This window comes from Burkholderia ubonensis subsp. mesacidophila, assembly GCF_002097715.1.
Classification (GTDB): Bacteria; Pseudomonadota; Gammaproteobacteria; order Burkholderiales; family Burkholderiaceae; genus Burkholderia; species Burkholderia mesacidophila.
This window is the reverse complement of the sequence record NZ_CP020737.1, coordinates 2970441-2984148: the sequence shown is the minus strand read 5'-3', so window position 1 is coordinate 2984148 and position 13708 is coordinate 2970441. Positions and strand designations below refer to the sequence as shown.

General features: G+C 69.0%; 12 protein-coding genes. 5 read left to right on the top strand and 7 right to left on the bottom strand.

Annotated elements, in window-relative coordinates; translation table 11 throughout:
* Window positions 1–198 precede the first annotated feature (198 nt).
* Entirely contained in the window at window positions 199–522 is a 324-nt protein-coding gene (locus tag B7P44_RS14005; RefSeq protein ID WP_084905100.1) for a DUF2917 domain-containing protein, read from the top strand.
* Here the strand turns inward: B7P44_RS14005 and B7P44_RS14000 are convergent.
* Window positions 495–1727: a citrate/2-methylcitrate synthase gene (locus B7P44_RS14000; RefSeq protein ID WP_084905098.1), complete on the bottom strand. Its 1233-nt coding sequence runs from the start codon at window positions 1725–1727 to the stop codon at window positions 495–497. The two genes, B7P44_RS14005 and B7P44_RS14000, sit on opposite strands and share 28 nt — an antisense overlap.
* 139 nt (window positions 1728–1866) lie before the next feature.
* Here B7P44_RS14000 and B7P44_RS13995 point away from each other — a divergent pair, with 139 nt between their 5' ends.
* Window positions 1867–3261 carry a CoA transferase gene (locus tag B7P44_RS13995; protein WP_084905096.1) on the top strand — a complete coding sequence of 465 codons (1395 nt, stop codon included), beginning with the start codon at window positions 1867–1869 and terminating at the stop codon, window positions 3259–3261.
* Window positions 3262–3285: 24 nt separating this feature from the next.
* Here B7P44_RS13995 and B7P44_RS13990 read toward each other — a convergent pair whose 3' ends face one another.
* The gene (locus tag B7P44_RS13990; protein WP_084905094.1) at window positions 3286–4032 is read right to left on the bottom strand and encodes a GntR family transcriptional regulator; all 747 of its coding nucleotides are present in this window, start codon (window positions 4030–4032) and stop codon (window positions 3286–3288) included.
* A 166-nt stretch (window positions 4033–4198) separates the two neighbouring features.
* On the opposite strand from B7P44_RS13990, the gene B7P44_RS13985 reads away from it, so the two are divergent.
* Together B7P44_RS13985 and B7P44_RS37940 are read left to right on the top strand one after the other, a co-directional pair.
* Entirely contained in the window at window positions 4199–5044 is an 846-nt protein-coding gene (locus B7P44_RS13985) for an aldo/keto reductase (RefSeq protein WP_084905092.1), read from the top strand.
* 37 nt (window positions 5045–5081) lie between these two features.
* Complete coding sequence (locus B7P44_RS37940; RefSeq protein WP_205128700.1) at window positions 5082–5411, top strand: hypothetical protein; 330 nt, start codon at window positions 5082–5084, stop codon at window positions 5409–5411.
* A gap of 1480 nt (window positions 5412–6891) precedes the next feature.
* Here B7P44_RS37940 and B7P44_RS13960 read toward each other — a convergent pair.
* The 5 genes from B7P44_RS13960 to B7P44_RS13940 all read right to left on the bottom strand — a co-directional run bounded on the left by B7P44_RS13960 (window position 6892) and on the right by B7P44_RS13940 (window position 12111).
* A complete protein-coding gene (locus B7P44_RS13960) occupies window positions 6892–7902 on the bottom strand; it encodes a HoxN/HupN/NixA family nickel/cobalt transporter (protein ID WP_084905088.1) in 1011 nt (336 codons plus the stop codon).
* A 163-nt stretch (window positions 7903–8065) separates the two neighbouring features.
* Entirely contained in the window at window positions 8066–10180 is a 2115-nt protein-coding gene (gene fusA / locus B7P44_RS13955; protein WP_084905086.1) for an elongation factor G, read from the bottom strand.
* A gap of 198 nt (window positions 10181–10378) precedes the next feature.
* The gene (locus tag B7P44_RS13950) at window positions 10379–10879 is read right to left on the bottom strand and encodes a DUF192 domain-containing protein (protein WP_084905084.1); all 501 of its coding nucleotides are present in this window, start codon (window positions 10877–10879) and stop codon (window positions 10379–10381) included.
* 161 nt (window positions 10880–11040) lie between these two features.
* Complete coding sequence (locus B7P44_RS13945; protein ID WP_071733224.1) at window positions 11041–11265, bottom strand: hypothetical protein; 225 nt, start codon at window positions 11263–11265, stop codon at window positions 11041–11043.
* 267 nt (window positions 11266–11532) lie between these two features.
* Window positions 11533–12111: a pseudouridine synthase gene (locus B7P44_RS13940; RefSeq protein WP_084905082.1), complete on the bottom strand. Its 579-nt coding sequence runs from the start codon at window positions 12109–12111 to the stop codon at window positions 11533–11535.
* A gap of 273 nt (window positions 12112–12384) precedes the next feature.
* Here B7P44_RS13940 and icd point away from each other — a divergent pair, with 273 nt between their 5' ends.
* Window positions 12385–13641: an NADP-dependent isocitrate dehydrogenase gene (icd, locus tag B7P44_RS13930; RefSeq protein ID WP_084905079.1), complete on the top strand. Its 1257-nt coding sequence runs from the start codon at window positions 12385–12387 to the stop codon at window positions 13639–13641.
* The last annotated feature ends 67 nt before the right edge of the window (window positions 13642–13708 follow it).

Below are 13708 nucleotides of genomic sequence, written 5' to 3'. Positions count from 1 at the left end.
GGACGCAGGACAGCCGACATTGTAGGGAAAGCCGCCGCGCCGCGCAGTTTCGACCCCGTGCCTGCGCGCCGCCGGCTGAGGTGCGTCGCCCGATGGACCGGTACAGTTCAGCCGAAAGTGTCTGCGGGCGTATCTGTGAGCGTGCTGCCACTGTCCGGATACTGGACGGGTGCGAACCACCTCGACCGGGAGCGGGCCATGCGTGAACTGCGACTCTACGAACTGGATGCCGACGAGCCCGCCGGGCGGTGGCGGCTGGTCCGCCGCAGCGTGCTGCGCGTCACGGCGGGCGAAGTGTGGCTGACGATCGAAGGCGAGCCCGCCGATCACTGGCTGCGGCCCGGCCACACGCTGGCGCTCGGGCCCGGCGCGCGGATCTGGATCAGCGCCGGATCGCGCGGGGCGCGCTTCACGCTGAGCCGCGCGGATGACCGGGCGGCGCCGTTCGCCGCGGCGCTGCGGCAGCGCCTGGCCGCGTGGCGCGGGCGCCGCCGTCAGGCCGGCGCGTCGCTGCCGACGTAGCGTGCGCGCGGCCGGATCAGCTTGCCGTCCGCGTACTGTTCGAGTGCGTGCGCGATCCAGCCGGCCGTGCGGCCGGCCGCGAACAGCGTGAACGCGGCGCCGTCGGGCAGCGCGAGCGTGCGTTCCAGCGCCGCGAGCGCGTAATCGATGGCCGGCCGCTGCCCGGTTGCCGCTTCGACGCGCGCGGCGAGCGCGAGCGCAGCGCGCAACGCGGGGCGGTCCGGCGCCGCAGCCTGCAGTGCGCCGAGCAGCGCCTGCGCGCGCGGGTCGCCGGCCGGATAGAGCGGATGGCCGAAGCCGGCCAGCGCCGTGCGGCCGCCGGCCGCGCGTTCGTCGTGCGCGACGCGCAACGCCAGATAGTGGTCGGGGTCGGCCGCGCGGGCCGCTTCGTCGAGCAGCGTGCCGGCCCGGAACGTCTCGCCGCCGTGGCGCGGGCCGGCCAGCGCCGCGAGCCCGCCCGCGATCGCGCCGAACAGGTGGCTGCCGGTCGACGCGATGCAGCGCACCGCGAACGTCGACGGGTTCAGTTCGTGATCCGCGCACAGCACGAGCGCCCGGCGCAGCAGGTCGGCCTCGGCGCGTCCGCGCACCTGCCACGCGTCGGCGAGCTGGCGATGCAGCGGCGCGTCGCCGGGCGCGATGCCCGCGAGCGCGGCGGTCGCGACACGCAGCAGCAGTGCGGCGGTATCGAGCTGCGCATCGCGCCCCTGCGCCCGGATGCGGGGGATCGACGCGGCGGCGGCCGGCAGCAGCACGAGCGTGCGCTCGAGCGGCGCGAGATGCGCCCACCGGCGCGCCCAGTCCTGCCACTGCGCGGCGTCGAAGCCGCCGGTCGCGGCGGAGGCTGCGGCAAGCCGTGCGGGCGGGCAGTCCCAGAGCCGCGCGGCAGTGGCTTCCAGCGTTGCATCGGCAGCGAGCGCGATCGCGTCGGCGCCGCGATAGAAGAGGCGGCCGTCGGCGATCTGCGTGATGCGCGATTCGAGCACCGGCACGCCCCAGTCGAGCGAGCGTTCGGCGACGCCGCCGGCGCGCTTCGCATCGGCGCGGCGGCGTGCGAGCAGGCGCACTTCGTCCGCATCGTAGCGGCGGCGCTTGCTCTCGCCGTCCGGCAACGAGCGCAGCAGGCCGCGACTCACGTACGCATAGAGGGTGCTCACGCTGACACCCAGTACGTCGGCGGCTTCGGGGGCGCTGAGAGACGTCATGCGGATCGCTCCTGTCGGGCCGCGTCGCGTGCGGCCCCGCTGCAGTCAATCGTGGTGGAGGGATGCGCGATCGAGGTTGATCGCGCCTGCGGCGAATTCTAGACTCGATTCGTTAGTCCCTTCCGCGAGGCGACCGATCATGACGCCCAGGCTCGCGTTGACGCATCTCTGGCAGCTCGCGCACGGCGAGCCCGGCGCGCTTGCGCGCGTCGCGATCGACGGGCAGGATCCGGCGCTGCCGTCGGCGTTCCATGTCGGCACGCTGGCCGCGGCGTCGGTCGCGGCGGCCGGGCTCGCGGCTGCCGAGTGCCATCGGCTTCGCACGGGCGTCGCGCAGCGGGTAGACGTGTCGGTGCGCGACGCGCTCGTCGCGTTTCGCAGCGAACGCTACCTGCGCGTCGACGACGGGCCGCCGCCCGAGCTACGGCATCCGGTGACGGGTTTCTACGAGACGCGCGATGCGCGCTGGATCCAGCTGCACGCGAACTTTCCGCATCACCTGCGCGGCATCCTCGGCGTGCTCGGCTGCGGCGAGCGCCGCGCGGAGGTCGAGGCGGCGATCCGCACGCGGGACGGCGAAACGCTCGACGCCGCACTCGCGGACGCGGGCCTGTGCGCGGCGCTGATCAGAACACCTGACGAATGGGCGGCGCACGAGCAGGCGCGCGCGCTCGCGGCGCTGCCGCTGTTCGAGATCGAACGCATCGGCGACGCGCCGGTGCAGGCGCTCGGCGGCGGCGAGGCGAGCCGGCCGCTCGCGTGCGTGCGTGTGCTCGATCTCACGCGCATCATCGCGGGCCCGGTCGCGGGCCGCACGCTCGCGTCGCATGGCGCGCAGGTGCTGCTCGTCAATGGCCCGCATCTGCCGAACATCGCGCCGCTCGTGATCGACAACGGGCGCGGCAAGCGCTCCGCGTGGCTCGACCTGCGCGACGCCGCGGGCGTCGACGCGCTGCAGCGGCTCGCGCGGCAGGCGGACGTGTTCGTCGACGCGTATCGTCCCGGCGCGCTTGCGCTGCGCGGCTTCTCGCCGGACGCGTTGGCGGCGCTGCGGCCGGGCATCGTGTGCGTGTCGATTTCCGCGTACGGGCATGAGGGGCCGTGGTCGCGGCGGCGCGGCTTCGACAGCCTCGTGCAGTCCGCGAGCGGGATCGCCTGGCGCGAGCGGCAGGCGGCCCACGCGGACGCGCCGTGCCACCTGCCGTGCCAGGCGCTCGATCATGCGACCGGCTATCTCGCGGCGTTCGGCGCGATGATCGCGCTGGCGCGCCGCGCGCGCGAAGGCGGCAGCTGGCGGGTGCGGCTGTCGCTCGCGCAGACGGGCCGCTGGCTGCAGTCGTTCGGTCTCGTGCCGGACGGTGCGCACGCGCCAGAGATCACGCCCGACGACGTGTGCGACCGGCTCGACCGGATCGCGTCGCCGTTCGGCGTCGTCGATGCGGTGCGCCCGGCGGAACGGCTGTCGGCGACGCCGCCGTTCTTCGCGTTGCCGCCCGTGCCGCTCGGCGCGGACGAACCGCGCTGGATCGATTAGGGGCCGCTCGCGCGAGGTCGCGGATTACTTGCGCAGCTCGACGACGAAGTCGTAGTAGTCGTTGCGGCAGTAGGTGTCGGTCAGCTCGATCGCGCGCTGGTCGGCCGTGTAGCCGATCCGCGTGATCAGCAGCAGCGCGTCGTGCGGCGCGATGCCCATCTGCCGCGCGATCTCGTCGGTCGCGTTGACCGCGCGGAAGTGCTGCAGCGCGCGCACGATCGGCGTGCCGCGCGCTTCGAGGTAGCTGTACAGCGAATCGCCGATCGCTTGCGGATCGGGAATCAGCGTTGCGGGAAACGTCGAGTTCTCGACGGCCATTACGATGCCGTCGGCGAGGCGCAGACGTTTCAACCGTGTAACCGACGCGGCCGGCGACAGGCCGAGCTGGATCACTTCGTCGCGGCTCGCGGGCTGGATCTCGCGCGAGAGCCACTGCGAACTCGGCTTGAAGCCGCGCCGTTCGAGCATCTCGCTGAAGCTCGACAGGCGCGACAGCGGATCCTCGTAGCGCAGCTGGATGAAATTGCCCGCGCCTTGCGTGCGCCGGATCAGCCCCTGTTCGACGAGGAGCGCGATCGCCTTGCGCGCGGTGATGCGCGACACGCCGAGCGCCTCCGACAGCACGCGCTCGGACGGCAGCGCCTCGCCAGCTCGCCAGCGGTTGTCGTGAATCGCGTCGCCGAGCTTGCGGGCGAGCTGCAGATAGAGCGGAGTATCGTTGTCGGGGTCGGGGCGCAGGTCCTGCCAGCGGTCGTCCGTCGTTGACTTCATGGAATGGGTATCGATCAGGTTGCGGCCATTCTAAGTCATCATGCGGCGCCGTTATAGCCGGTTTTTGCCGCACGGCGCTTGTGCGCGGCGCCGAATGGCTACACTGATGCGTCGCATTCCGTACCACCGCCGCCGCGCGCGGCCACGAATTTGCAGTGAGGAACGCATGACAGACACGAGCGCCACGGTCGTCCTGCCTGACGGCGAGACGATCCCGAAGCTGGGGCAGGGGACGTGGGAGATGGGCGAGCGCGCGTCCCGGCGCGCGGACGAGATTGCCGCGCTGCGCGAGGGCATCGCGCTCGGCATGACGTTGATCGACACCGCCGAGATGTACGGCGACGGCGCGACCGAGGAACTCGTCGGCGACGCGCTCGACGGCTTGCGCGACGACGTGTTTCTCGTCAGCAAGGCGTATCCGCATCATGCGAGCCGCCGGGGCGTCGTGGCCGCGTGCGAGGCGAGCCTCAAGCGCTTGCGCACCGATCGCATCGATCTCTATCTGCTGCACTGGCGCGGCTCGGTGCCGCTCGAGGAGACGGTCGAGGGCTTTGACGCGCTACGCCGCGCCGGCAAGATTCGCCACTGGGGCGTGAGCAACTTCGATACGGCCGACATGCAGGAGCTCGTCGACGAGGCGGGCGGCGCGGCGTGCGCGACCAACCAGATCCTCTACAACATCGCGCGGCGCGGGCCGGAATTCGATCTGCTGCCGTGGCTCGCGGCGCGCCGGATCCCGGCGATGGCGTACAGCCCGGTCGATCATGCGCGCCTGCCGAAACGCTCGCCGCTCGACGAGATCGCCCGCGTGCGCGGCGTGTCGGTGATGCGTGTCGCGCTTGCCTGGGTGCTCGCGCAGCCCGGCGTGTTCGCGATCCCGAAGGCGGCGCGGATCGAGCACGTGCGCGACAACCACGCCGCGCTCGATCTCGTGTTGAGCGATGACGAGCGCGTGCAGCTGGACGCGTACTTCCGTCCGCCGCGCAGCAAGCGCGCGCTCGAAATGCTCTGACCACGATGGCGCCGGAGGGCGCCGCCGATCAGTGGCCGTGGCTGCCCGACCCACCGTTGCCGTGGCCGCCGGTGCCGTTGCCATTGCCGACGCCGTTGCCGCCACCGTTGCCGCCGCCGCCACTGCCGTTGCCATTGCCGTTGCCGCCACCGTTGCCGTGACCGCCGTTACCGTGGCCACCGTTGCCATGACCGCCAGCACCACCGCCAGCACCACCGCCAGCACCACCGCCAGCACCACCGCCAGCACCACCGCCAGCACCACCGCCTGCGCCGCCGCCGGCACCACCGCCAGCACCACCGCCAGCACCACCGCCAGCACCACCGCCAGCACCACCGCCAGCACCACCGCCAGCACCACCGCCTGAGCCGCCGCCTGAGCCGCCGCCAGCACCACCGCCTGCGCCGCCGCCGGCACCACCGCCGGCACCGCCGCCAGCACCACCGCCAGCACCACCGCCAGCACCACCGCCAGCACCACCGCCAGCACCACCGCCTGCGCCGCCGCCAGCACCACCGCCAGCACCACCGCCAGCACCACCGCCTGCGCCGCCGCCGGCACCACCACCGGCACCACCACCGGCACCACCACCGGCACCACCACCGGCACCACCACCGGCACCACCACCGGCACCTCCGCCTCCGCCTCCGCCTCCGCCGTTACCGTGACCACCGCTGCCGCTGCCGCTGCCGCCGCCGCCGCCGCCGCCGCCGCCGCCGCTGCTGCCGCCGCCGCCGCCGTTGCCGCCGCCGTTGCCGCCGCCGCCGTGACCACCATGTCCGCCGTGGCCTCCACAGCCGCAATTGCCGCCACCCGAAGTACCGCCACCCGAAGTACCGCCACCCGAAGTACCGCCACCCGAAGTGCCGCCACCCGAAGTGCCGCCACCCGAAGTGCCGCCACCCGAAGTGCCGCCGCCCGAAGTGCCGCCACCCGAAGTGCCGCCACCCGAAGTACCGCCACCCGAAGTACCGCCACCCGAAGTGCCGCCACCCGAAGTGCCGCCGCCCGAAGTGCCGCCACCCGAAGTACTGCCACCCGTAGTGCCGCCACCCGAAGTGCCGCCACCCGAAGTGCCGCCACCCGAACTCCCGCCGCCGGATCCGCCATTGCTGCGGCCATTGCCGGTTGTGCCGCCCGTGGTCGAGCCCACCGTTCCGCCGACACTTGCGGGCCCGACGGCGCCGTTTCCGTTACTCCCGCTGCTGCCGCTGCCCGGGCTGGTGCCGCTTCCGCTGCCGGCGCCACCGTGGCCGCCGACACCGCCGCTGGCGTACTTGCCTGGCGCGCACGCAGACGGATCGGCGGCGCACGCGGCTGCGTGTCCGGCAACGGGCATCGTGATGTCCGCGCCGTCGGGCATCGCGTTCTGCGCGACCTGCAATGGCGCGGTGAAGGGTGGAGTGTCGTCGCCGGACTGTCCGGCGACGGGTCCGATTGACGTTGCTTCCTGCGCGACGGCATACGAACCGCAGCAGCAAGCGAACGCGGCCGCGGCCAGCAAGGTCGCGCGATAGCACCGTCCCGCCGCGCGGAACGGCAGTTTCGTCTTATGCATCATTGGCCTCCCAAAGCGCGCGATGCCTCGTAGCCGCGCGACTGTATGCGTGTGGTGCCCGGGAGCCTGTGATGCGGTGTGGTTTCGGCGGCCGATCCCGTCCAGGCCGGCGCATGGCGTCGGTCGGGGACGTCGATCGGCACGCGGGCCCGCCGTGCGCAGCCCTATCTGCGAGATCCGTGCCATCGGCCGCTCACGCCCGCGCCGCAAGGCGCGCGCGTTGCGTAAGACGGATGCTGAAACGTCTGGGAGGGGGTTATGTTTCCGGAATGAAACGTCTGGAGGAAGGTCAGCGCGCCGGCGCGTCGGCCGCGCGCTGCCAGCGATGGAACAGGATCGACGCGATCCAGCAGACCAGGAACAGCGCGACGATCCCGTATCCGACTGCGCCGAACCGCTCGCCGACCGCGTCGAGCGCATCGCGCACGGGGCCCGTCAGCGCGAGCTTGTCCGCGAGCAGCCCGGCGGCCTCGATGCCGCCGATCGCAAGCGCGACGGCCGCCGAGACGAACGTGATGCTCGCGTTGTACAGCAGCTTGCGCTGCGGATCGTCCATCGCCCAGCCGTATGCGTGGATCATCAGCACGTTGTCGGTCGAGTCGATCAGCGTCATGCCGGCCATGAACAGCGCGGGAAACAGCAGGATCGCGTAGAGCGGCAGGCCCTGGCTCGCCTGCGCGGCGGCGATCGCGAGCAGGCCGATTTCCGTTGCAGTATCGAAACCGAGCCCGAACAGCACGCCGACCGGATACATGTGCCAGCTCTTCGTGACGAACCGGAACAGCGGACGCAGCAGGCGCGCGATGACGCCGGCCCGGCGATGCGCGTGCGTGGCGTCATCGCCACCCGACCCGCCGTCGCGGTAACGCCGCCACACATCGCGCAGGATCGCGAGGTTCACGCACGCGAGCACGAGCAGGAACGTCGCGGACACCGCGGTGCCGATCGTGCCGCCGATGTCGCGGAACGCATCGAAGCGCTCGCGCAGCGCGAACGCGGTCAGCGCGACGCCGAGCGTCGCGGCGACCACGATCGTCGAGTGGCCGAGCGAGAAGAACAGGCCGACCGTCAGCGGACGCCGGCCGTCCTGCATCAGCTTGCGCGTCGCGACGTCGATCGCGGCGATGTGATCGGCGTCGACCGCGTGACGCAGCCCGAGCCCGTACGCGATCGCGGCCGTGCCGAGCAGCAGCGGCCGCTCGCGCAGCGCCGCGAGCGCCCACAGCCAGACGGCCGCATTGGCGGCGAGCAAGCCCGCATAGAGCATCAGCAGGCGGCGCAGGGCAGGGGTGGGCGGCATCGGCAATGATTCGTCTGACGGATTGCAGCGGATTGTGGCACGGGCAAAAAAAGCGCTGCAGCGCGGTCAAAATTCCCGCGCTGCGTTCCCCGGCAACCCGCGATGAACCAAAAAAAAAGCCCGTCCGCGAACGGACGGGCTTCGGGTGCGGCCTTGGCCGACGTTACCGCGTGTCGGTGCGCTTCGCGTTGATCACCGCCTCCGACACGTTCGTCGGCGTCTCCGCGTAGTGCTTGAACTCCATCGTGTACGTGGCGCGACCCTGGGTCGCCGAACGCAGCGACGTCGAGTAGCCGAACATCTCGGCGAGCGGCACTTCGGCGCGCACGAGCTTGCCGCCGCCGCCCGCGATGTCCTCCATGCCCTGCACGATGCCGCGGCGGCTCGACAGGTCGCCCATCACGTTGCCCATGAAGTCCTCGGGCGTCTCGACCTCGACCGCCATCATCGGCTCGAGCAGCACCGGCTTCGCGCGGCGCATCGCTTCCTTGAACGCCATCGAGCCGGCCATGCGGAACGCGTTTTCGTTCGAGTCGACGTCGTGGTACGAGCCGAACGTCAGGTGCACCTTCACGTCGACGACCGGATAGCCCGCGAGCACGCCGCTCTTCAGCGTCTCCTGGATGCCCTTGTCGACCGCCGGGATGAACTCGCGCGGAATCACGCCGCCCTTGATCTCGTCGAGGAACTCGTAGCCCTTGCCGGGGTTCGGCTCGAGCTTGATCACAGCGTGGCCGTACTGGCCGCGGCCGCCCGACTGCTTGACGAACTTGCCCTCGACGTCGTCGGCGGCGGTGCGCACCGTCTCGCGATACGCGACCTGCGGCTTGCCGACCGTCGCCTCGACGCCGAACTCGCGCCGCATCCGGTCGACGATGATCTCGAGGTGCAGCTCGCCCATCCCGGAGATGATCGTCTGGCCCGATTCCTCGTCGGTCTGCACGCGGAACGACGGGTCTTCCTGTGCGAGGCGGTTCAGCGCGAGGCCCATCTTTTCCTGGTCGACCTTGGTCTTCGGCTCGACCGCCTGCGAGATCACCGGCTCCGGGAATTCCATCTTCTCGAGGATGATCGGCTTCACCGGATCGCACAGCGTGTCGCCCGTCGTCGCTTCCTTCAGGCCGACCGCGGCCGCGATGTCGCCCGCGCGCACTTCCTTGATTTCCTTGCGCTCGTTCGCGTGCATCTGCAGGATCCGGCCGAGCCGTTCCTTCTTGTCCTTGGTCGGGTTCAGCACCGTGTTGCCCGATTCGACGACGCCCGAATACACGCGGAAGAAGATCAGCTGGCCCACGAACGGGTCGGTCATGATCTTGAACGCGAGCGCGGAGAACGGCTCGTCGTCGCTCGGATGACGTTCCGCTTCCTTGTCGTCGAGCGTGTGACCGAGGATCGCGGGCACGTCGGCGGGCGACGGCAGGTAGTCGATCACCGCGTCGAGCATCGCCTGCACGCCCTTGTTCTTGAACGCGCTGCCGCACAGCATCGGCACGATCTCGTTGGCGATCGTGCGCTTGCGCAGCGCGGCCTTGATCTCGTCCTCGGTCAGCGAGTTGTGGTCGGTCAGGTACTTCTCGAGCAGTTCCTCGCTGGCTTCGGCGGCGGCCTCGACCATCTTCTCGCGCCACTCGTGCGCGAGCTCGACGAGGTTCGCCGGGATATCCTCGTACGCGAACTTCACGCCCTGGCTCTCGTCGTCCCAGACGATCGCCTTCATCTTGACGAGATCGACGACGCCCTGGAAATGGTCCTCCGCGCCGATCGGAATCTGGATCGGCACGGCGACGCCTTTCAGGCGCTCGCCGATCTGCCGCTGCACGCGGAAGAAGTCCGCGCCGACGCGGTCCATCTTGTTGACGAACGCGATGCGCGGCACCTTGTACTTGTTCGCCTGGCGCCACACGGTTTCCGACTGCGGCTGCACGCCGCCGACGGAGTCGTAGACCATGCACGCGCCGTCGAGCACGCGCATCGAACGCTCCACTTCGATCGTGAAGTCGACGTGCCCGGGGGTGTCGATGATGTTGATCCGGTGTTCCGGATAATTGCCGGCCATGCCCTTCCAGAACGCGGTCGTCGCGGCCGACGTGATCGTGATGCCGCGTTCCTGCTCCTGCTCCATCCAGTCCATCGTGGCCGCGCCATCGTGCACTTCGCCGATCTTGTGGCTCACGCCGGTATAAAACAGGATGCGCTCGGTAGTCGTGGTTTTGCCGGCATCGATGTGAGCGCTGATCCCGATATTGCGATAGCGCTCGATGGGGGTTTTGCGGGGCACGTGAACCTCCAGTGGTTCGGGTCGTAAGCCGGCCGGCGGCGGACGCCGGACCGGGGAATCAAGTGAGACTTAAAGCATAGCGCTTGCGTGTGGCTTTTGCAGATGCGGGCCGCATGGCCGGAATCAAGGCGGGCGCCGGGCGAAAAAAAAGCCGGCGCGCGCAAGGCGGCCGGCATGCATGGCGTCGCGCCGCGCGCGTCACTGCGGCTTCGGCAGCCCGTCGAGCTTCATGCCGGGCTTGATGCCCTTTGCCGCGAACCAGCCCTTGCCCATCTCGAGCGCATAGACGCCGTTGTTGCGCGGGCAGTGGTTGCTGGTCGTCTCGGCCTGCATCTCGTCGATGTCGGTGATCGTGCCGTCCGCGCGGATGAAGGCGATCGACAGCGGGATCAGCGTGTTCTTCATCCAGAAGCAGTGCACCGCGTTCTCGTTGAACACGAACAGCATCCCTTCGTTCGGCGCGAGCTGCGAGCGGTACATCAGCCCCTGTTCGCGATCGGCGTCGTTGGCCGCGACGGCCGCGTCGATCACGTACATGCCGGCGCGCAGCTTCGCGCGCGGAAACTCGCTCGGCTGCTTGGCGCCGGGCGGCACCTGCGCGACGGCGGTTTGCATGCCGAGCGCGGCGACGGTCAACGCGACGGGAAACATGGCGGCGCGCGCAAGGCGGCCGAGCGACGAGCGCAGGGAGAATCGCACAGCAGGGCTCCTTTCGGGAAAACGAGACCCGCATGGTACGCGAAGCGCACGTACGGGCACACAAAAGAAAAAGGCAGATCGCCTTGCGGTGACCTGCCTTTCAACGCCGTAAGAACGGCAACTGCTAGTTCTTGACTGCGTTATTTTTACAGCTTGCTTACTTAGTTCGAAGCAGCAGCCGGGGCTTCAGCGGCGCTAGCAGCAGCCTTCTTCGAAGCGTGGTGCTTCTTTGCGTGGTGCTTCTTAGCAGCCTTCTTCGCCGGTGCCGAAGCAGCTTCTGCCTTTTCTGCTGCCGGAGCTGCCGGAGCAGCTGCCGGTGCCGAAGCTTGTGCGAAAGCTGCCGTTGCGAAGAGACCAGCGACCAGAGCGGCGATCAGTTTGTTCATGTTGTGTTCCTCAGCTTTAGTTAATTAACCAAATGACCCGGCATAGGAGTCATGACGTCTAACGGTGCCATCCACCTTTCGGTTGACAGACGCTCCAAGAAATTTCTCTTTGCGCTGCGGGCGCCGAATCGCATTCGAAAAAACGTCGTTTGCACGACGCAAAAGCGGCTCGGGCGCCAATGCCGGATAGCTCAGGGTGGCATCTGCGTCGTTTAACGCATGATCTTCGCAGGTGGTTGACGAAAAAAATCACGCGTCACGCAAATGTCATTCGATGCGCGCGAAACCGTCCCACGGCGCACGCGGCGGCAGGGTGATTGTTTCTCCTGGCGCAATGCCGAGCGTGAATATATCCAGCGAGCCGATGCCGACCCGCACGAGACGCAGCGTCGGAAAGCCGATCGCCGCCGTCATCCGGCGCACCTGGCGGTTCTTGCCCTCGGTGATCGCGAGTTCGATCCAGGTGGTCGGGATCGCCGCGCGGTAGCGGATCGGCGGATTGCGCGGCCACAGCGCGTCGGGCGGCTCGATGAACTCGGCGCGGCACGCTCGCGTCACGTAATCGCCGAGATCGACGCCGCGCGCGAGCGCCTTCAAGTCGGCCGGCCCCGGCGCGCCTTCGACCTGCGCCCAGTAGCGCTTGACGAGCTTGTGGCGCGGCTCGGCGATGCGGGCCTGCAGCGCGCCGTCGTCGGTGAGCAGCAGCAGGCCTTCGCTGTCCGCGTCGAGCCGGCCGGCCGCGTAGACGCCGGGCGTCTTTACCCAGTCGCCGAGCGACGGCCGCGTCTCGTGCGCGGAAAACTGGCAAATCGTACCGAACGGCTTGTTGAGGGCGATCAAGGTCATGGCAGGGACGCGCGCCCGGCGTGGCGGTGCGCGCCGGGCGGTCTATGGCAAATGGCGGAATCTTAATGCATAATACGGAACGCCAAGTCATCTGTCTTATATAAGACATAAGGGACGACTTGATACGCAGCGCCGCGCATCGCGCCGCCGCTCCCGAATCGGGCGCTAGAATAGCGGCTCGCTGTGGCACTCACGGGGGTGGCCTTGATGCGCTCCCTGGCGCACGCAGCTTCGACCAGAATTACCTGCTCAGCCACGTCACTGGAGTCGATCATGCCGTATCAGCACATCAAGGTTCCGGACGGCGGTGACAAGATCACCGTCAACAAGGATTACACGCTCAACGTTTCCGATCAGCCGATCATTCCCTACATCGAAGGCGACGGTACGGGCTTCGACATCACGCCGGTCATGATCAAGGTCGTCGACGCCGCGGTCGAGCGGGCGTACAAGGGCAAGCGCAAGATCCACTGGATGGAGATCTACGCGGGCGAGAAGGCGACGAAGGTCTACGGCCCGGACGTGTGGCTGCCGGACGAGACGCTGCAGGTGCTGAAGGAATACGTGGTGTCGATCAAGGGGCCGCTGACGACCCCGGTCGGCGGCGGCATCCGCTCGTTGAACGTCGCGCTGCGCCAGGAGCTCGACCTGTACGTGTGCCTGCGCCCGGTCCAGTACTTCAAGGGCGTGCCGTCGCCGGTGCGCGAGCCGCAAAAGATCGACATGGTGATCTTCCGCGAGAACTCGGAAGACATCTACGCGGGCATCGAATGGGCGGCCGGCTCGGAGCAGGCGAAGAAGGTCATCAAGTTCCTGCAGGACGAGATGGGCGTGAAGAAGATCCGCTTCCCGGAAACCTCGGGGATCGGCGTCAAGCCCGTGTCGACGGAAGGCACCGAGCGTCTCGTGCGCAAGGCGATCCAGTACGCGATCGACAACGACCGCAAGTCCGTCACGCTGGTGCACAAGGGCAACATCATGAAGTTCACGGAAGGCCTGTTCCGTGACGCCGGCTATGCGCTCGCGCAGAAGGAATTCGGCGGCGAGCTGATCGACGGCGGCCCGTGGATGCGCGTGAAGAACCCGAAGACGGGTAACGAGATCGTCATCAAGGACTCGATCGCCGACGCGTTCCTGCAGCAGATCCTGCTGCGTCCGGCCGAATACGACGTGATCGCGACGCTGAACCTGAACGGCGACTACATCTCCGATGCGCTGGCCGCGCAGGTCGGCGGCATCGGCATCGCGCCGGGCGCGAACCTGTCGGATTCGGTCGCGATGTTCGAGGCCACCCACGGCACCGCGCCGAAGTACGCGGGCAAGGATTACGTGAACCCCGGTTCCGAGATCCTGTCGGCCGAAATGATGCTGCGCCATCTCGGCTGGACCGAGGCGGCCGACACCATCATCGCCGCGATGGAGAAGTCGATTCAGCAGAAGCGCGTCACGTACGACTTCGCACGCCTGATGGAAGGCGCGACGCAGGTGTCGTGCTCGGGCTTCGGTGAAGTGCTGATCGAGAACATGTAAGTCCCTCCGGGGTGTGCCGGCGCATTGCCGGCCGCCCCGGTGCGCGCAAACGCGACGCCGCATCGCG

What these genes read in the sequence shown, in the direction of transcription:
- B7P44_RS13990 (WP_084905094.1), bottom strand. Translation starts at nt 4,032, where the DNA reads ATGAAGTCAACGACGGACGACCGCTGGCAGGACCTGCGCCCCGACCCC.
- B7P44_RS13940 (WP_084905082.1), bottom strand. Translation starts at nt 12,111, where the DNA reads ATGACCTTGATCGCCCTCAACAAGCCGTTCGGTACGATTTGCCAGTTT.
- B7P44_RS14005 (WP_084905100.1), top strand. Translation starts at nt 199, where the DNA reads ATGCGTGAACTGCGACTCTACGAACTGGATGCCGACGAGCCCGCCGGG.
- icd (WP_084905079.1), top strand. Translation starts at nt 12,385, where the DNA reads ATGCCGTATCAGCACATCAAGGTTCCGGACGGCGGTGACAAGATCACC.
- B7P44_RS13995 (WP_084905096.1), top strand. Translation starts at nt 1,867, where the DNA reads ATGACGCCCAGGCTCGCGTTGACGCATCTCTGGCAGCTCGCGCACGGC.
- B7P44_RS14000 (WP_084905098.1), bottom strand. Translation starts at nt 1,727, where the DNA reads ATGACGTCTCTCAGCGCCCCCGAAGCCGCCGACGTACTGGGTGTCAGC.
- B7P44_RS13945 (WP_071733224.1), bottom strand. Translation starts at nt 11,265, where the DNA reads ATGAACAAACTGATCGCCGCTCTGGTCGCTGGTCTCTTCGCAACGGCA.
- B7P44_RS13985 (WP_084905092.1), top strand. Translation starts at nt 4,199, where the DNA reads ATGACAGACACGAGCGCCACGGTCGTCCTGCCTGACGGCGAGACGATC.
- B7P44_RS13960 (WP_084905088.1), bottom strand. Translation starts at nt 7,902, where the DNA reads ATGCCGCCCACCCCTGCCCTGCGCCGCCTGCTGATGCTCTATGCGGGC.